Here is an 18,713-nt window from a genome sequence, read left to right on the forward strand (position 1 = left end):
GGATGACGCCTATGTCCAAGTTAAAACACGTACTCCTCCAATCCGCCGGCTGGCTGTTTTTCCTGAGCCTGCTGATGGGACTCGCCCTGCTGTTGCCGGCGAGTACGTTCGACTCCGAGTCGAAGAATTTTATTTTCCTGATTGGTGCCGTCGGTATCTGGCGCTACTCGATGGGTGCTACGCATTTCTTTCGCGGCATGCTGTTCCTGTACGTGGTCTACCCGCACCTGCGGCGCAAAGTGCGCAAGCTGGGCAAAGCGGCAGACCCGTCCCACGTATTCCTGATGGTCACCAGTTTCAGGATCGACGCGCTGACCACAGCCCAGGTCTACAGCTCGGTGATCCGCGAGGCCATCGAATGTGGCTTCCCCACCACCGTGGTCTGCTCCTTGGTGGAAATGTCCGATGAGCTGCTGGTCAAGAGCCTGTGGGCCAGAATGAACCCGCCTGACCACGTTAAGCTGGACTTCGTGCGTATCGCCGGTACCGGCAAGCGTGACGGCCTGGCCTTCGGTTTTCGCGCCATCTCCCGCCACCTGCCGGACGACCGCGCCGTGGTGGCCGTGATCGATGGCGACACCGTGCTCGCCGAGGGCGTCGTGCGCAAGACCGTGCCGTGGTTCCAGTTGTTCGGCAATGTCGGCGGCCTGACCACCAACGAGTTCTGCGAAGTGCGCGGCGGCTACATCATGAGCGAGTGGCACAAGCTGCGCTTCGCCCAGCGCCACATCAACATGTGCTCCATGGCCCTGTCCAAGCGCGTGCTGACCATGACCGGCCGCATGTCGGTGTTCCGCGCCAACGTGGTCACCGACCCGGGCTTTATCGCCGACGTGGAAAGCGACTCGCTGCAACACTGGCGCCTGGGCCGCTTCAAGTTTTTGACCGGTGACGACAAGTCCAGCTGGTTCAGCCTGATGCGCCTGGGCTACGACACCTTCTACGTGCCGGATGCCGCGATCCACACCGTGGAACACCCGCCGGAAAAGAGCTTTATCAAGGCCAGCCGCAAGCTGATGTTCCGCTGGTACGGCAACAACCTGCGCCAGAACTCACGTGCCCTGGGCCTGGGGATGCGTCGCCTCGGCCTGTTCACCAGCATCGTGCTGTTCGACCAGCGCGTGTCGATGTGGACCTCCCTGCTGGGGCTGACCGTGGCGATCATCGCCACCTTCAAATACGGCGGCGCGTTCATCCTCGCCTACCTGCTGTGGATCGGCATCACCCGCCTGATTCTGACCCTGCTGCTGTCGTGCTCCGGCCACAAGATCGGCCCGGCTTACCCGGTGATTCTCTATTACAACCAGATCATGGGCGCGCTGGTGAAGATCTACGTGTTCTTCCGCCTTGATCAACAGTCCTGGACCCGCCAGGACACCAAACTGACCCGCGATTTGGCCAGCTTTCAACGTTGGTTCAACACCTGGTCGTCTCGGACCATGACCTTCTCCGCCGGCAGCATTTTCGTTGCCGTGTTGCTGATGATGGTTTGACCCTGCCAAGCCTGAATTAACTAGGAACTAAACACCATGAATAGCCAAGTAAACGCCAACGTTGTCCACGAGTCCGAAGCCCAGCGCCAACACGCCCGGGTAAAAATCCCGGCCAAGCTGCGCTTCTTCGGCGCCGACCAAACACCGATGGAAGTGCGGGTCATCGACCTGTCCGCCGGCGGCCTGGCATTCAACGCCCCGCAGCAGCCACTGAAAGTCGGCGATGTGCATAAGGGTCGCCTGCAGTTCGTGATCGATAACCTGGGCCTGGCGATGGACGTCGAGCTGCAGATTCGCTCCTACGACCGCCAGACCGGCCGCACCGGTTGCCAGTTCCAGAACCTCGACGCACAAGACATCTCCACCCTGCGCCACCTGATCACCTCGCACCTGGCCGGCGACATCGTGACCATGGGCGACGTGCTGGCGACCCTGCAACGGGACAACTTCACCAAGGCGCGCAAGGTCAAGGACGGCGGCAGCAACATGACTGCGGCAGGCCGCCTGCGGGCGGTGACCTTCAGCCTCGGGATCTTTGTGGTGGGGTTGGTTGCCTTCGGTTTTGTCGTCAAATCGGTGTACGGCATGTACTTCGTCAGCCACGCCACGTCCGGCCTGGTGAGCGTGCCCGGGATGAACGTGACCATGCCTCGCGACGGCACCGTACAGAGCCTGATCAAAGGCGATGCGGTCGCCGCCAAAGGCGCGCCATTGGCAACCTTCAGCACCAGCATGCTCGATGTGCTCAAGGGCCATCTGGACGAAGACCAACTGCAACCGGCCAAGGTTGAAGAGCTGTTCGGCAAACAAATGACCGGCACCCTCACCTCCCCGTGCGACTGCGTCGTGGCCCAGCAATTGGTCGCCGACGGTCAGTACGCCAGCAAGGGCGACGTGATCTTCCAACTGGTGCCACGCGGCAGCCAGGCCAACGTTGATGCACGTTTCTCCTATCGCCAGTTTGCCGACGTTCGCCCGGGTACCCGCGTGAACTTCCAGGTAGCGGATGAAGAGCAGGTACGCACCGGCACCATCGTCAGCAGCACCAGCCTGAACAGCAGCGAAATGTCTTCCGACATCCGCGTGCAGATCAAACCCGATGCCCCACTGGACAGCACCTACGCCGGTCGCCCGGTTGAAGTGACCAGCGACCGCGGCCCATCCCTGAACTGGCTGATCGATAAAGCCATGGCCAACGGTCTGTAAGCAGAGGACATGCCTGTGATGACTCTCTCAAAAACACCGCAATCCCTGTGGGAGCGGGCTTGCTCGCGAAAGCAGTGTGTCAGCCAACACATGCATCAACTGACAGGGCCCCTTCGCGAGCAAGCCCGCTCCCACATGGGAACTGCGGCGTTGCTGGCTGTTGCGGTCAGCCTCGCCGGTTGCGCCGGCCTGCCCGACCAGCGCCTGGCCAACGAAGCGCTGAAACGTGGCGACACCGTCACTGCCCAGCAGAACTACCAGCAGCTCGCGGATTTGGGCTACAGCGAGGCCCAGGTGGGCCTGGCAGATATCCAGGTCGGCACCCGCGACCCCGAGCAAATCAAGCAGGCCGAAGCGACCTATCGCGCGGCCGCCGATACCTCGCCCCGTGCCCAGGCTCGTCTGGGTCGCCTGCTGGTGGCCAAGCCTGGCGCCACTGAAGCCGAGCACCATGAAGCCGAAGGCCTGTTGAAAAAAGCCTTTGCCAATGGCGAAGGCAACACCCTGATCCCGCTGGCAATGCTCTACCTGCAATACCCGCACAGTTTCCCGAACATCAACGCCCAGCAGCAGATCAGCAAATGGCGCGCCTCGGGCTACCCGGAAGCCGGCCTGGCTCAGGTGCTGCTCTATCGCACCCAGGACACCTACGACCAGCACCTGGATGAAGTGGAAAGCATCTGCAAGGCTGCACTGAACACCACCGATATCTGCTACGTCGAGCTGGCCACGGTCTACCAGAAAAAAGCCGAGCCGGAAAAACAGGCCGAGCTGCTCAAGCAAATGGAAGCCGGCTACAGCCATGGCACCGTCACCGCCCAACGGGTCGATAGCGTGGCTCGCGTGCTGGGTGATGCAAGCCTGGGCAAGACCGACGAAAAAACCGCCCAGGCCCTGCTGGAAAAAATCGCCCCTGCTTACCCGGCCTCCTGGGTCAGCCTGGCGCAACTGCTCTACGACTTCCCGGAACTGGGTGACGTCGACCAGATGATGAAGTACCTGGACAACGGCCGCGCCGCCGACCAGCCCCGCGCCGAACTGTTGCTGGGCAAGCTCTACTACGAAGGCAAGTGGGTCCCGGCAGATGCCAAGGCCGCCGAAGAGCACTTCCAGAAAGCCGTCGGCCGCGAAGTGGCTGCCGATTACTACCTCGGCCAGATCTACCGCCGTGGCTACCTGGGCAAGGTCTATTCGCAAAAGGCCCTGGATCATTTGCTGACCGCTGCACGCAACGGCCAGAACAGCGCCGACTTCGCGATTGCCCAGCTGTTTTCCCAAGGCAAGGGCACCAAGCCCGACCCGCTTAACGCCTATGTCTTCAGCCAGTTGGCCAAGGCCCAGGACACGCCGGAAGCCAACGACCTGGCGACCCAGCTCGAAGCCCCGCTGACCCCGGAACAACGCGCCGAAGGCCAACGCCTGGTGCAACAGGAACTGGCGGTGCGCGGCACCCTGGCCCAAATCACGCTGCAATTGCACGCCCTGCAAGAAGAAGACGGCGAGGAATCCCTATGAAGCTCAACCCATTCGTCAAGGCCGGCATCGGCCTGACCTTCGCCCTGCTGTGGTCGTGCCCGACCCTGGCCGCGCTGACCGAAGCCAAGAACTTCGGCCTGGAAGTCAAAGTCACCGGCCAGTCCGAAGATGACCGCGACCTGGGCACCCAGAAAGGCGGCGACGTCAACGGCATCGGCCTTGACCTGCGCCCGTGGATCTACGGTGAAAGCGGCAACTGGAGTGCCTACGCCATGGGCCAGGCCGTGACCTCCAGCGACATCATCGAGACCGACACCCTGCAACAGTCCTCGGATGACGCCACTCAACAGACCAGCAATGACGACCGCAAGAGCAAGAAGAACTACCTGGCGATGCGCGAGTTCTGGGTGGCCTACGGCGGCTTCACGCCCTACCCCGGCGAGATCCTCAAGCTCGGTCGCCAACGCCTGCGCAATGACGACGGCCAATGGCGCGACACCAATATCGAAGCGCTGAACTGGACCTTCGACACCACCTTGCTCAAGGCCAATGTCGGCGTCGCTGAGCGCTTCAGTGAGTACCGCACCGACCTCAAGGAACTGTCGCCCAAGGACAAGGACCGTCAGCACCTGTACGCCGACGCCGCCTATCAGTGGACGCCAGGCCAGTGGATCGGCCTGCGCGCGCACCACACCCATGACGACGGCAAGCTCGACTACCCGGAACCGGGCGTGGCCACCGACTCGCTGGACAAGCGCGAGAACGGCGACCTGACCTGGCTCGGCATCGAAGCCAACAGCGATGCCTATAACTGGCGCAACACCAACACCGTCAACTACTGGGCGAGCGTCACCGGCATGCAGGGCGACCGCGACACGGTCAACGCCTTGAACGCCGACGGCACCCGCCCGGCCAACGCCAAGCGCAGCGATGACGTGAATGGCTGGGCCACCGATTTGGGTGTGCGCCTGCGCCTCGACCCGCAGTGGCAAGTGGGCGCCGCCTACTCCCGCGCCAGTGCCGAATACGAGCAGAACGGCCTGCAAAGCAACCGTTCGAACTGGACCGGTACCCAGTCCCGCGTCCACCGTTTCGGCGAAGCGTTTCGCGGCGAGATGAACAACATGCAGTCCATGAGCCTGTTCGGTTCCTGGCAGCTGCGCGAGGACTATGACGCCAGCCTGGTGTACCACAAGTTCTGGCGCGTCGACGGCAACAAGCCGGTGGGCAGCAACGGCATCGACGCCGTGCAGAACAACACCGATGACGTGACCGGCGCGATCCTGTCCAGCACGTCCCTGCCGCTTGAAGACGGCAAGAAAGACCTCGGCCAGGAGATGGACCTGGTGGTCACCAAGTACTTCAAGAAAGGCCTGCTGCCGGCCGGGCTCAGCCAGTCGATCGACGAACCGTCGGCCCTGGTGCGCTTCCGTGCAGGCGTGTTCAAACCGGGCGACGCCTACGGCAGCCAAGTCGACTCGTACATGCATCGCGCCTTTGTCGACGTGATCTGGAAGTTCTGATGGGAGCCTGCGCAATGAACCCTCAAGCCCTCAAAGGCTCGGTCAGCCTGCTGGTCGCAGCCATGCTGCTGGCCAGCACTTCGGCCTTCGCCGATGTCGCGCAGCAGGTCAAGGCGCCGACCATCGCCAAAGAGCTGCAACAGGCCAAGACCTACACCATCTCCAGCCCGCCGACCGCGCCGCTGGAGTTGGCCAAGCCTGCGCTGCCGGACGTGTCCGGCTACACCGCGGCCAATATCGCCAAGAAAATTGTGCGTACCAAGCCCGGCAAAGTCAGCATCCGCCGGATGATGCAGGAAGACGCCCTGAAGGACTTCATCGGCGGCGACAACAAGATGGCCGAATGGGTAGTGCGCCAGCACGGTATTCCCCAGGCGATCTTTGTCGACGACGGCTACATGAACCTCAAGGACCTGCTGAAGAAAGTGCCCAAGCAGTACTTGAGCGAAACTTCGCCGGGGGTGTTCCTGGCCAAGTTGCCGATTGTGGTGGGCCGTAAAGGCATCCTCGAAATCGACAAGCAGACTCAAGAGCTGCGCCTGTCCCAGGAAGCCGGTTCGTTCCTGATCAACGACGGCCAACTGTTCGTACGTGACACCAAAATCACCGGCTGGCGCGAGAAGACCAACGGCCCGGCGACCTTCCAGTCGCCCAAGGAATTCCGCCCGTTCCTGCTGGCCTGGGGCGGCACCGAGACCTACATCGCCAACACCAAGATGGCCAGCTTCGGCTACGCCAACAGTAAGTCGTATGGCGTGAGTATTTCCCAGTACACGCCGAACATGGCCAAGGTGCTCAAGCGCCCCGAGCCGACGGGCTGGATCGTCGACTCCGAGTTCTCGGACATGTGGTACGGCTTCTACTGCTACGAAACCACCGGCTTTGTGCTCAAGGGCAATACCTACAAAGACAACATCGTCTACGGCATTGACCCCCACGACCGTTCACACGGCCTGATCATCACTGACAACACCGTCTACGGCACGAAGAAGAAGCACGGCATCATCATTTCCCGGGAAGTGAACGACAGCTTCATCTTCAACAACCGCAGCTTCGACAACAAGCTCTCGGGCCTGGTGATCGACCGTAACAGCGTCAACAACCTGATCGCCGACAACGAGATCTACCGCAACCACACCGACGGCATCACCCTCTATGAGAGCGGCGATAACCTGCTGTGGGGCAACAAGGTGATCAGCAACCGTCGCCACGGCATCCGCGTGCGTAACAGCGTGAACATTCGCCTGTACGAGAACATTGCCATGGCCAACGGGCTGACCGGCGTGTACGGCCACATCAAGGATTTGACCGACACCGACCGCGACATCGCCCTCGACCCGTTCGACACCAAGGTCTCGCTGATTGTGGTCGGCGGTGAACTGGCCGCCAACGGCAGCGGGCCGCTGTCCATCGACTCGCCGTTGAGCGTCGAGCTGTACCGCGTGTCGATGCTTGCGCCGACCAAATCCAGTGGCATCAGCTTCTCGGGCGTTCTCGGCGATCGCCAGGAAGAGATTCTCGACTTGCTGGTACGCCAGAAGAAAGCCGTGCTGATCGACCCTGTCGAACGCCAGACCGAAATGCAGGACTGAGGATGACCTTTATGCACCCACACATGATCAAACTGCTCAGCCTTTCGGGTTTGACCCTCGGCCTGCTCGCGGCCAGCCAGGGCGTGCGCGCCGACGAAATCAAGGCGCCAACCTTCACCGCCGAACCGTGCTGCAGCCTGTGCCCGGCCGCCCACGATGCGAAGAACTACACCACGCGCTACCAGCAGAACTTCACCACCCTGGTGCAAGCCCAGGGCGATTGGTTGTTCCGTACTCAGGAAGACCTGCGCACCGAATTCGACACCAGCCCCGCCGGCTACAAACGCATGCAGCAGCTGCACGATGCGTTCAAGAGCAAGGGCGTGGAACTGGTGGTGGTCTACCAGCCAACCCGTGGTCTGGTGAACCGCAACAAGCTCAACCCTGAAGAGAAAGCCAAGTTCGATTTCGACAAGGCCCTGGGCAACTACAAGACCATGCTCGGGCGTTTCGCCAAGATGGGCTACGTCGTGCCGGACCTGTCGCCGCTGACCAACGAGCAACTGCCGGACGAGTTGCCGGCCCACGATTTCTACTTCCGCGGTGACCAACACTGGACGCCATACGGCGCCCAGCGCACCGCCAAAATCGTCGGCGCCAAAGTGCGCGCGATGCCTGAGTTTGCCGGCATCCCGCAACGTGAATTCGAGACCAAACGTTCCGGGCGCATGGGCAAGACCGGCACCCTGCACAACATGGCCGGGCAACTATGCGGCACCAGCTACGCGATCCAGTACATGGACCAGTTCACCACCGAGCCCAAGGGCGAAGCGGCGGACGGCGACCTGTTCGGTGATTCCGGCAACCCGCAGATCACCCTTGTGGGCACCAGCCACAGCGGCAAGAACTACAACTTCGCCGGATTCCTGGAACAGGAAATCGGTGCCGACATCCTCAACGTCGCCTTCCCCGGTGGCGGCCTGGAAGGCTCGATGATCCAGTACCTGGGCAGCGAAGAATTCCAGAAGACCCCGCCGAAGATTCTGATCTGGGAATTCTCGCCGCTGTATCGCCTGGACCAGGAGACCATCTACCGCCAGATGATGGCGCTGCTGGACAACGGCTGCGAAGGCAAGACCGCCCAGATGAGCGCCAGCACCACGCTGAAACCCGGCAAGAACGAATTGCTGGTTAACAGTTCGAACAAAGACCTGCGCAACGCCAGCCATCAGGTCGACATCCGCTTCGCCGACCCGTCGGTGAAAACCCTGCAAGCCACCCTCTGGTACATGAACGGGCGCCACGAGGACATCAAGATCGAGAAACCCGAAACATCCGATACAGACGGGCGTTTCGCCTTTGAACTGCGCACCGATGAAGACTGGGCCACGCAAAACCTGCTGGCCGTGGAAGTGCAGGGCCCTGAAGCGGGCCAGGCCGCGCAGAAAGTCGAAGCGAAAATTTGCACACGCAACGTATTCCCCGCCGGTGGTCAACAGACTGCTTCGGCCGGGCAATGAGGTTACCTATGCAGAAGTTATTGATTCCATCGTTGCTGGGCCTGGCGATCTTCGCCGGCTCCGTCAATGCCGCCGCGCCATTGCGTCCACCGCAAGGCTATTTTGCGCCGATCGAGGCGTTCAAGACCGGCGACTTCAAGAATGACTGCGACGCCATGCCGGCGCCGTACACCGGCTCTCTGCAATTTCGCAGCAAGTACGAAGGTTCGGACAAAGCTCGCTCCACCCTGAATGTGCAATCCGAAAAAGCCTTTCGCGACAGCACCGCCGACATCACCAAGCTGGAAAAAGACACCAGTAAACGCGTGATGCAATTCATGCGTGACGGTCGTCCGGAGCAGCTGGAATGCACACTGAACTGGCTCGCTACATGGGCTAGGGCAGATGCATTGATGTCCAAGGACTTCAACCACACCGGCAAATCCATGCGCAAATGGGCACTGGGCAGCATGGCGTCGGCCTATGTGCGCCTGAAGTTCTCCGATTCCCATCCGCTGGCCAACCACCAGCAGGAGTCGCAGTTGATCGAAGCCTGGTTCAGCAAAATGGCGGATCAGGTGGTGAGCGACTGGGACAACCTGCCACTGGATAAAACCAACAACCACTCCTACTGGGCCGCCTGGTCGGTGATGGCGACCTCCATCGCCACCAACCGTCGCGACCTGTTTGACTGGGCCGTGAAGGAATACAAGGTCGGCGCCAATCAGGTGGATGCCCAAGGCTTCCTGCCCAACGAATTGAAGCGTCAGCAACGGGCTTTGTCGTACCACAACTACGCCCTGCCGCCGCTGGCGATGATCGCCAGCTTCGCCCTGGTCAACGGCGTGGACCTGCGCCAGGAAAACAACGGCGCCTTGAAACGCCTGGGCGACAACGTGCTGGCCGGGGTGAAAGACCCGGAAATCTTCGAGAAGAAGAACGGCAAGGAACAAGACATGAAGGACCTCAAGGAAGACATGAAATTTGCCTGGCTTGAGCCGTTCTGCACCCTCTACACCTGCGCGCCGGATGTGATCGAGCGCAAGCACGGGATGCAGCCGTTCAAGACGTTCCGCCTCGGGGGTGACCTGACCAAGGTCTACGACCCGGCGCACGAGAAAGGCAACAAAGGCAGCTAGTCGCTGATCGTTCCCACGCTCCGCGTGGGAATGCAGCCAGGGACGCTCCGCGTCCCAAAAGCGGACGCAGAGCGTCCAGTGAGGCATTCCCACGCAGAGCGTGGGAACGATCACATAGCCCTCTCATTTCGGTGGGGGGTTTGGGGGGGCCGTTGGCCCTTGACTGTTGGTTAAACATGGAGAGATCGGGATGGTTTTCTCGTCCAATGTGTTCCTGTTTCTGTTCTTGCCGATCTTCCTCGGCTTGTACTATTTGAGCGGGCAACGCTATCGCAATCTGCTGCTGCTGGTTGCCAGTTATGTGTTCTACGCCTGGTGGCGAGTGGACTTCCTGGCGCTGTTCGCCGCCGTGACGCTGTGGAACTACTGGATCGGCCTGAAGGTTGGTGCGGCAGGCGTGCGCACCAAGCCGGCCCAGCGCTGGCTGCTGTTGGGCGTGGCGGTCGACCTGTGCATCCTCGGCTACTTCAAGTACGCCAACTTCGGCGTCGACAGCATCAACCTGATGATGAAGTCGGCGGGCCTGGAACCCTTCATCCTGACCCACGTGCTGTTGCCGATCGGTATCTCGTTCTACATCTTCGAGTCCATCAGCTACATCATCGACGTGTACCGCGGCGATACCCCGGCCACCCGCAACCTGATCGACTTTGCGGCGTTCGTGGCGATCTTCCCGCACCTGATTGCCGGCCCCGTGTTGCGCTTTCGCGACCTGGCCGACCAGTTCAACAACCGCACCCACACCCTCGATAAATTCTCCGAGGGCTGCACGCGGTTCATGCAGGGTTTCATCAAGAAGGTGTTCATCGCCGACACCCTGGCGGTGGTCGCCGACCATTGCTTCGCCCTGCAAAACCCTACGACGGGTGACGCCTGGCTCGGCGCGCTGGCGTACACCGCGCAGCTGTACTTCGACTTCTCCGGCTACAGCGACATGGCCATCGGCCTGGGCTTGATGATGGGTTTCCGCTTCATGGAAAACTTCAAGCAGCCGTACATCAGCCAGTCGATCACCGAGTTCTGGCGGCGCTGGCACATCAGCCTGTCCACCTGGCTGCGTGACTACCTCTACATCACCCTGGGCGGCAACCGTAAAGGCACGCTGACCACCTACCGCAACCTGTTCCTGACCATGCTCCTCGGTGGCCTGTGGCACGGTGCGAACATCACCTACATCGTGTGGGGCGCCTGGCACGGCATGTGGCTGGCGATTGAAAAAGCCATCGGCCTCAACACCGCACCGCGCAGTTTCAACGTCGTGCGCTGGGCCTTCACCTTCCTGCTGGTGGTGATGGGCTGGGTGACCTTCCGCTCGGAAAACCTGCACGTCGCCGGCCGTATGTACGGCGCGATGTTCAGCTTCGGCGAGTGGTCACTGTCGGAACTCAACCGCGCCAGCCTCACCGGCCTGCAAGTGGCAACCCTGGTGGTGGCATACGCAACCTTGGCGTTTTTCGGCCTGCGGGACTTCTACAACAACCGCCCACCGGAAAAAACCAAGCCTGCGGTCAACACCCAGGCCGACGGTCCGGCCACTGCCCAACCCGGCTTGATCAAGGCCGTACCGGGCGATAACCCAGGCAGCATCCACGAGCCCGGCTACACCGTGGGCACTGAGGCCACTGTGCAACCGGCCTACTGGAGCGCCACCTGGCCACGCTACGCCATGCGCGCCGCCGTGCTGCTGCTGTTCGTGGCGTCGATTCTCAAACTCTCGGCGCAGAGCTTCTCGCCGTTCCTTTACTTCCAGTTCTGAGGGAGCCGACCATGACCCGTTCATTACGCGTCCTCTACATCGCCTTGTTCCTCGCCGTGCTGCTGGCGCTGGGCGCCTGGTCGATGCGCAGTTTCCTGGGCTTCAGCACCAACGCCGACGCCACCGTGCTCAACGGTCGCTGGACCAAGGCCGTCGAGACCCATTACGACGACCAGTTCCCGATCAAGCGCCTGGGCACCAACCTCTGGGCCGCCCTGGACTACAAGCTGTTCAATGAAGGCCGCCCTGGTGTGGTGATCGGCCGCGATCACTGGCTCTACAGCGACGAGGAATTCAACCCCATCGTCAACGAAGACCAGAACCTGCAAGGCAACTACGCCCTGGTGGAAGGCGTGCGCCAGAAGCTCAAGGCCCAAGGCATCCAACTGGTAATGGCGATCGTGCCGGCCAAGGTGCGCCTGTACCCGGAACACCTGGGTGAAGTGCAGCCGGCGAGCATCCACGCCGGTCTGTACCAGGACTTCCATGCCCGCATGGCCGCGGACAAGATCATCGCCCCCGACCTGATGGGCCCGCTGCAACAGGCCAAGCTGCACGGCCAGCAAGTGTTCCTGCGCACCGACACCCACTGGACCCCGGACGGCGCTGAAGTGGCGGCCAAAGAGTTGGCCAAGACAATTGCCAACAAAACGCCCCTGAGCGGCGAGCCTCAACGCTTTGTCACCGAAGCCGAGAAGACCGAGCCACACAAGGGCGACCTGCGCCTGTTCCTGCCCCTGGACCCGCTGTTCGAAAACCTGATGCCCCCCAAGGAGCCGCTGCAAAAACGCGTGACTCACCTGGCGGAAACCAAAGGCGACGACGCCCTGTTCACCGACAGCGAAACCCCAGTGGCCCTGGTGGGCACCAGCTACAGCGCCAACCCGAACTGGAACTTTGTCGGTGCGCTGAAGCAAGCCCTGGGCAGCGACGTCATCAACTACTCCGAAGACGGCCACGGCCCGATCCTGCCGATGCTCAGCTACCTGAAAAGCGACGACTTCAAGAACAGCCCGCCACAGGTGCTGATCTGGGAGTTTCCTGAACGTTATCTGCCTGTGAACAACGAAATCGGCGATGCCGACCCGCAGTGGGTTGCGCAGCTCAAACAAGCCGGTATGCGCCAACAGAACATGGCTATCAACACCCCCGCCGTTAAAAACATGAACTCCGAGACGCCCAACCGGGCGCAAAACTGAAAGAGAGGTAACTCACATGACTTTCACTACTACTCCGCGTCGTCTCGCAAAAACCTTTGCCCTCGTTGCAGGCATGAGCGTTATTTCGATGTCCGCCTTCGCCGGTGGCGACGCCGCCCTCTACGGTCCCGTTGCGCCTAAAGGTTCGAGCTTTGTGCGGGTGTACAACGCCAGCAACCAGGAAGTCAGTGCCACCGTCGGCAGCACCAACCTCAACGAGGTTGCCCCGCTGGCCAGCAGTGACTTCAGCTTCATGCCGGGCGGTGACTACAGCGCCAAGGTCGGCAGCCAGACCCTGCCGGTCAAGCTCGCCGCCGACCACTACTACACCCTGGTCAGCAGCGGCAGCGGCCAGCCGCAACTGATCGAAGAACCGCCGTTCAAGAACAAGCAGAAATCCCTGGTGCGCGTGCAGAACCTCAGTGACAAGTCGCTGACCCTGAAAACCGCCGACGGCAAGACCGACGTGGTCCAGGCCGTGGCTGCCAAGGGCCGTGGCGAGCGCGAAATCAACCCGGTGAAGGTCAGCCTGGCGCTGTATGAAGGCGACAAGAAAGTCGGCGACGTGAAGCCGGTCGCCCTGGAGCGTGGTGAGGCCGCAGTGCTGTACGTCACCGGCACCGGCGCCAACCTGTCGCCAGTGTGGGTCAAGCGCCCTGTGTCGACTCGCTAACTATTTACCGGACTGACCGCCCCCCCTGTAGGAGCGAGCTTGCTCGCGAAGAACGCTAACGATGACGCAGCGCCCCTGGTTTATCCCGGCGCTCACTGGTTTTTCGCGAGCAAGCTCGCTCCTACAGGATTAAGCGGCCTGCCCGGACCGAGACAAAAACAAGAGTGAAACGACAGAACGCAGTAGCTCTAACCCATATTGATTCAAGGAGAAACACATGATCCCAGTAATCCTTTCCGGTGGTAGCGGCTCACGTCTTTGGCCGCTTTCGCGTAAACAGTTTCCCAAGCAGTTCCTGGCCCTGACCGGCGAGCACACCTTGTTCCAGCAAACCCTGGAGCGCCTGGTGTTCGACGGCATGGACGCGCCCATCGTGGTCTGCAACAAGGACCATCGCTTTATCGTCAACGAGCAACTGGCCGCCCGCAAACTGGAAACCCAGCGCATCCTGATGGAACCGTTCGGCCGCAACACCGCGCCGGCCGTAGCCCTGACGGCGATGATGCTGGTCAACGAAGGCCGTGACGAGCTGATGCTGGTGCTACCGGCCGACCACGTGCTGGACGACCAGAAAGCCCTGCAACGCGCCCTGGCCCTGGCCACTGTGGCAGCCGAGCGTGGCGAAATGGTGCTGTTCGGCGTACCGGCCACCCGTCCGGAAACCGGCTATGGCTACATCAAGTCGACCAACGATTCGCTGCTGCCCGAAGGCGTCAGCCGCGTGCAACAGTTCGTTGAAAAACCCGATGAAAAACGCGCCACCGAGTTCGTCAAAAGCGGTGGTTATTTCTGGAACAGCGGCATGTTCCTGTTCCGCGCCAGCCGCTTCCTCGAAGAGCTGAAAAAGCACGACCCGGACATCTACGACACCTGCCTGCTGACCCTGGAACGCAGCAACCACACCGCCGACACCATCGACATCGACGAAGCCACTTTCGCCTGCTGCCCGGACAATTCCATCGACTACGCCGTGATGGAAAAAACCCAACTGGCCTGCGTGGTGCCATTGACCGCCGGCTGGAGCGACGTGGGTTGCTGGGCATCGTTGTGGGACGTGAATGAAAAAGACGCCAACGGCAACGTCAGCAAGGGCGACGTGGTGATCCAGGACAGCAAGAACTGCATGATCCACGGCAACGGCAAGCTGGTGTCGGTGATCGGCCTGGAAAACATCGTGGTGGTGGAGACCAAGGACGCGATGATGATTGCCCACAAGGACAAGGTCCAGGGCGTCAAGCAGATGGTTAACACCCTCAATGAACAGGGCCGCAGCGAAACCCAGAACCACTGCGAGGTCTACCGTCCGTGGGGCTCGTATGACTCGGTGGACATGGGCGGCCGCTTCCAGGTCAAGCACATCTCGGTCAAGCCGGGCGCGTGCCTGTCGTTGCAGATGCACCACCACCGCGCCGAACACTGGATCGTGGTCAGCGGCACCGCCGAAGTCACCTGTGACGAGAACGTGTTCCTGCTCACCGAGAACCAGTCCACCTACATCCCGATTGCCTCGGTGCACCGCTTGCGTAACCCGGGCAAGATCCCACTGGAGATTATCGAGGTGCAGTCTGGCAGCTACCTGGGTGAAGACGATATCGAGCGTTTTGAAGATATCTACGGTCGGTCTACGCCAATCGAGCGTGGCGTGTCGGTGAAAACCATCGCGCAATAAAACAGAGCAGCACCAGAAGCCCCCGTCACACCGACTGCGTCCCCTATCCGCAGCCGGTGGGTCGGGGGCTTTTTTTTAGATCATTGCCCCAGCGCTTTCAAACGCGCTCAACCGAAATAGTCGGGAAACTGATTCGGCCCCAAGTACAGAAAGTTCGACTCAGTCAGCTTGATTTCCTTGTTCATCTTCAGCTCAACGAACGGGCTGCCCGCCGTGATGGAACCGAGGTCCTGCGGAACCTGGTCAGTGCTGAATATCACCTTATAGTCACCCCTGCCCACATAGCGTTCATTACCTAGAAACAACAGGTTTTCGACGTTTTCGCCATTAAATTGCTGACCGGGGGGGTTAACGTACACGCCGCCCTTTGAACCCGCGCGCGTTTCCCCACGCGACAGGTCATTGATATTTTGCCCCCGAGCGATGGCTTCGGCGCCTTCTTTACTGGTGTAGTGGATATAAACGGGTTGCCCGTTGTGCGTGCCCGAATCCACTGCCGACTGCCAGTCCGGATGATTGACCAATGGCTTATTCGTTGCAGCGAGTTGGGCCGAGCTGCCTGGCCGGCCAAGCGCCTTTTGTGCCTGGGGTTGGGCCTTCTTTGAACCTGGAGTTCCTGACTTGATGCCACCCGGCAAGCGATTCAATCGCCATTCGCCCTCGCCCGCCGGCTGCAGGAATGCCACGGTTTTTTTGGTTTGCGGGTCAATGACCCGTACAGGTCCCCCCTCGACCTTGTACACCGGGCTGATTTCATAGGGTTTGCTGACGCCGGTACCGTCGGTGTAACGCACATAGAACTGCTCGCCGACTTGATAGGTGCCATCGCCCCTCATCGTGCGGCCACTGAGCAGGCTGTCAGGCACGGAATGGGCGCTGATGTCTGGCAGTGCGCGGACCGAGGCGCCCCCTGCCGGTACCGGGTGTGTCGTCAGTGTGGTCGTCAGCGGCACGACGACTCTACTCGTCGGCGCCGGGTTCAGAACCGGGCGCAGAATCGGGCTGGCCTTGCTACCCGCGGCCATGCCGCTGCCGTCGCCATACCGGGCGTAGATCATGGCAAGACGGTTGGGTTTGTTGAGTACGTTGACGATGGATTGTCCCGGTGCCCGAATGACACGCAGCCCCGCCTTGGTCAGCCTGGTTGCGGTCGAGACGCCCTTTCCTACAATGGGTAGCAGGTCCATGAACATCGTGGCGACCTCGATGCCGAACATGGTTTTGTTGTATCTCGATTCTTTAGCCACCTCATCTGAGCTGACAGATCCGACGTCTGCCTTATCGATCAATATTTCTGTCAGTTGTTTGTACAGCGTGTCCTGAACATTTCCCTGGATAGGTGTGAGGTAGGCGTTGCTGCCCAACTCATTCACCCGTGCCAGCCGCCCCAGGTTGTCAACAATGCCCCCTTGGGCGATTGCACTCAAACCATCCGGATTGAGCGGCGAGGTTTTGCGATGTGCGTAGGTTCGCCATCCCGGTTCTTTGAAAAGCGCACTGAGGGCCGCCTGATCGGCGACTTCCCGAAAGGAGATTCCGTCAGGCGCATCCGGGCTATACAGCACAAGCGGCCCGTCCTGCCCGTTGCCGATGACGATCACCCCCTGAAGCGCCTGACCAAAGTGGCTGACGGTGTTGGCGACAACGGTCTTTCCATCCACTTGAGGCCGCGTGGCAGCGTCCGGAAAATCGAGCACGGCCCGGACCCAGTCAGGTCCCGAGGAGCCTTGTGGATAAGCCTGCGGGTTCAACTGCCCCAGAAACGCCTGCTTCTGCATGACATCCGACAGGTTGGCTTTCCACGCCGCGCGCAGTTTTCCTGGCTTGCCCGTCTGGGCGTCCGGTGCCATCCGCTCCTTGAGTAGCGCGATGTAGTTGCCGCCCACATCCAGCTCATTCACCAGCGCCTTGAGTTCCTCGGTTCCCAACACCACGGGTTTTCCATCTGACCCGAGTACCGGCTTGCCTGAAACATCGGTCAGCTTCGCGGCGAACTTCACCTCACTATGCTGGTGGCTTTCTGCTGGGGGCCATGCCGTAGGGTTTTTCAGCGCCAGGTCGGTCAATGAGCCGTGCTGTCTGTCGACATCGCGCGGAACGTAAGCGCCTGGCCGACCGGTGTGAGTCTTGGACTGCGTGGTGGTGGTCACCACGATCTTGTCCGGGTCGAGATTCACCGTGGGGTATTTTTTCCTGAGTGCCGCCTTTAATTGCTGACTGGCAAAGCCCTGCAGTGAAGGGATCTCCTCCAGCAACGGCACCAGCGTCTGGAGGGATTGCTGCTCGCGTGCATCCAGGTCTTTGTATTGCCCCTCGTTCATGCGCGACAGGTTTTTCAGCCACGGCGGCTGTTGTTTTTCTTCAAGCCTTTCTCCCCGGGCGAGCATTGCGTTGCTGCCGTCCAGTTGAGAAGACCAATTGGCGGCGTCGTTCATGGCCTGGGAGATTTGTGGGCCGTTCATGTCGCTGGTGTCTGAGTGCGTCAGGGCATTCAGTTCGGTTTTTTGTCGCTCCAGAAGCTGAGGAATCGCTTCAGCCATCACGTCCCCTGAAGTCGGGGCGAAACTCAGCGTCAGGTCCTCCCCGCGTAAAGGTTTGCGCAGGTTTTCCGCCGACAAGGGCAAGCTCTGCGACAGCAGTTCTGCGGGAACACCCCCTTTGTCAATTCGTTGCATCAGTGCCGCCTGCAATTGTGCAGGGGTCGCGAACTCTTCAAAGCCCTCACCGGGGGTGTAGAGCACCACAGGTCCATTGTCCTGGGTGGCAGGCATGTTTTTGTTGCCGTTGGGCCAGTGGGGCGGGGTTTGTCCGGAGCCATCGGTGGTAGTGATCATGAAGGCCCCGGCCAGGCGCGCGCCGTTCGGCGTACTGTCATCAACCGTGATCGGATACACACCGGGCCGCGCACCGTTGGGGAACGCGTTTTCCCGGGCCGCCAGGGTCGGATAGCGGAACGCCTTGTCAATCAGGGCTTTGCTCGCCGGGCTCAGGGTGCCGTCCTCCACCCGCAAAGCCGCCTGGGTGGAGAGCATTTGCCGGTGCAGGTTGATCAGTTGGTCTTGAGGCGGGCTCGGGTCTGTTTCGGTGGGGCGGGCAGACGTCCAGAACCGAGTGACAGCGTTGGCATACATATCGCCGATTTCCCCCACCGCGCCAGGTGTACTGGCAACGTACTCCTGATATTCCTGCACAAACTGTTCGTAGGTGGGCTGCTGGCTGATCAACCGGTTGATTTTAATGTTGAGTGCATCGTGCTGAGTGAGAAACCCCTGTTGGGCAGAAGCGGGTCTGCCAAAAACATACTCGGCGACAGCGGCCGGGCGAATGCTCCGAACAACCGGTAGAACGGGGGTATCGGTGACGGCGTGGCCGGAAAATGGCGTCTGGCCCCCGAGTTGAGGCGCTTGTCTTTCTGAAGGTTGATGGCGGGTTGAGTCTGAGGAAGGGGGAAGATCAGGCTGATAGTGGGTATGACGTTTAACAATCATTAAATGGACCCTGTGATTAAGGGGGCCAGTCCATTGTTACCCTTGTAAAAGTGATATCAC

12 protein-coding genes are annotated in these 18,713 nt (G+C 60.8%); 11 read left to right on the top strand and 1 reads right to left on the bottom strand.

Annotated features, from left to right (window positions below; genetic code table 11):
- Nucleotides 1-11: 11 nt before the first annotated feature.
- From alg8 to NVB75_RS14565, 11 genes are all read left to right on the top strand, one after another.
- Nucleotides 12-1,493, top strand: coding sequence for a mannuronan synthase (gene alg8, locus NVB75_RS14515; protein ID WP_017477650.1), 1,482 nt, complete (start codon nucleotides 12-14; stop codon nucleotides 1,491-1,493).
- A 36-nt stretch (nucleotides 1,494-1,529) separates the two neighbouring features.
- Complete coding sequence (locus tag NVB75_RS14520; protein WP_258347799.1) at nucleotides 1,530-2,699, top strand: alginate biosynthesis protein Alg44; 1,170 nt, start codon at nucleotides 1,530-1,532, stop codon at nucleotides 2,697-2,699.
- Between the two features lie 90 nt (nucleotides 2,700-2,789).
- Nucleotides 2,790-4,214 (top strand): alginate biosynthesis TPR repeat lipoprotein AlgK, encoded by a 1,425-nt coding sequence (algK, locus tag NVB75_RS14525; protein WP_375378921.1) that lies wholly within the window; start codon nucleotides 2,790-2,792, stop codon nucleotides 4,212-4,214.
- Complete coding sequence (locus NVB75_RS14530; RefSeq protein WP_003216288.1) at nucleotides 4,211-5,698, top strand: alginate export family protein; 1,488 nt, start codon at nucleotides 4,211-4,213, stop codon at nucleotides 5,696-5,698. Before algK ends, NVB75_RS14530 begins: the two co-directional genes overlap by 4 nt.
- Complete coding sequence (gene algG, locus NVB75_RS14535) at nucleotides 5,698-7,290, top strand: mannuronan 5-epimerase AlgG (protein WP_258347801.1); 1,593 nt, start codon at nucleotides 5,698-5,700, stop codon at nucleotides 7,288-7,290. Before NVB75_RS14530 ends, algG begins: the two co-directional genes overlap by 1 nt.
- An 11-nt stretch (nucleotides 7,291-7,301) precedes the next feature.
- A complete protein-coding gene (locus NVB75_RS14540) occupies nucleotides 7,302-8,750 on the top strand; it encodes an alginate O-acetyltransferase (RefSeq protein ID WP_258348625.1) in 1,449 nt (482 codons plus the stop codon).
- Nucleotides 8,751-8,758: 8 nt separating this feature from the next.
- Nucleotides 8,759-9,868: a mannuronate-specific alginate lyase gene (locus NVB75_RS14545; RefSeq protein ID WP_258347803.1), complete on the top strand. Its 1,110-nt coding sequence runs from the start codon at nucleotides 8,759-8,761 to the stop codon at nucleotides 9,866-9,868.
- Between the two features lie 190 nt (nucleotides 9,869-10,058).
- A complete protein-coding gene (locus NVB75_RS14550; protein ID WP_258347805.1) occupies nucleotides 10,059-11,624 on the top strand; it encodes an MBOAT family protein in 1,566 nt (521 codons plus the stop codon).
- An 11-nt stretch (nucleotides 11,625-11,635) separates the two neighbouring features.
- A complete protein-coding gene (locus tag NVB75_RS14555; protein ID WP_258347806.1) occupies nucleotides 11,636-12,823 on the top strand; it encodes an alginate O-acetyltransferase in 1,188 nt (395 codons plus the stop codon).
- A gap of 16 nt (nucleotides 12,824-12,839) precedes the next feature.
- The gene (locus NVB75_RS14560; RefSeq protein WP_026077992.1) at nucleotides 12,840-13,496 is read left to right on the top strand and encodes an alginate O-acetyltransferase AlgF; all 657 of its coding nucleotides are present in this window, start codon (nucleotides 12,840-12,842) and stop codon (nucleotides 13,494-13,496) included.
- Nucleotides 13,497-13,713: 217 nt separating this feature from the next.
- Nucleotides 13,714-15,165 carry a mannose-1-phosphate guanylyltransferase/mannose-6-phosphate isomerase gene (locus NVB75_RS14565; RefSeq protein WP_177044403.1) on the top strand — a complete coding sequence of 484 codons (1,452 nt, stop codon included), beginning with the start codon at nucleotides 13,714-13,716 and terminating at the stop codon, nucleotides 15,163-15,165.
- Between the two features lie 107 nt (nucleotides 15,166-15,272).
- Here the strand turns inward: NVB75_RS14565 and NVB75_RS14570 are convergent, their stop codons facing one another.
- Nucleotides 15,273-18,653, bottom strand: a complete 3,381-nt coding sequence (locus NVB75_RS14570; RefSeq protein WP_258347808.1) for a dermonecrotic toxin domain-containing protein — start codon at nucleotides 18,651-18,653, stop codon at nucleotides 15,273-15,275.
- Between the last annotated feature and the right edge of the window lie 60 nt (nucleotides 18,654-18,713).

This window comes from Pseudomonas sp. CBS (assembly GCF_024734645.1).
In the GTDB taxonomy this organism is placed as follows: Bacteria; Pseudomonadota; Gammaproteobacteria; order Pseudomonadales; family Pseudomonadaceae; genus Aquipseudomonas.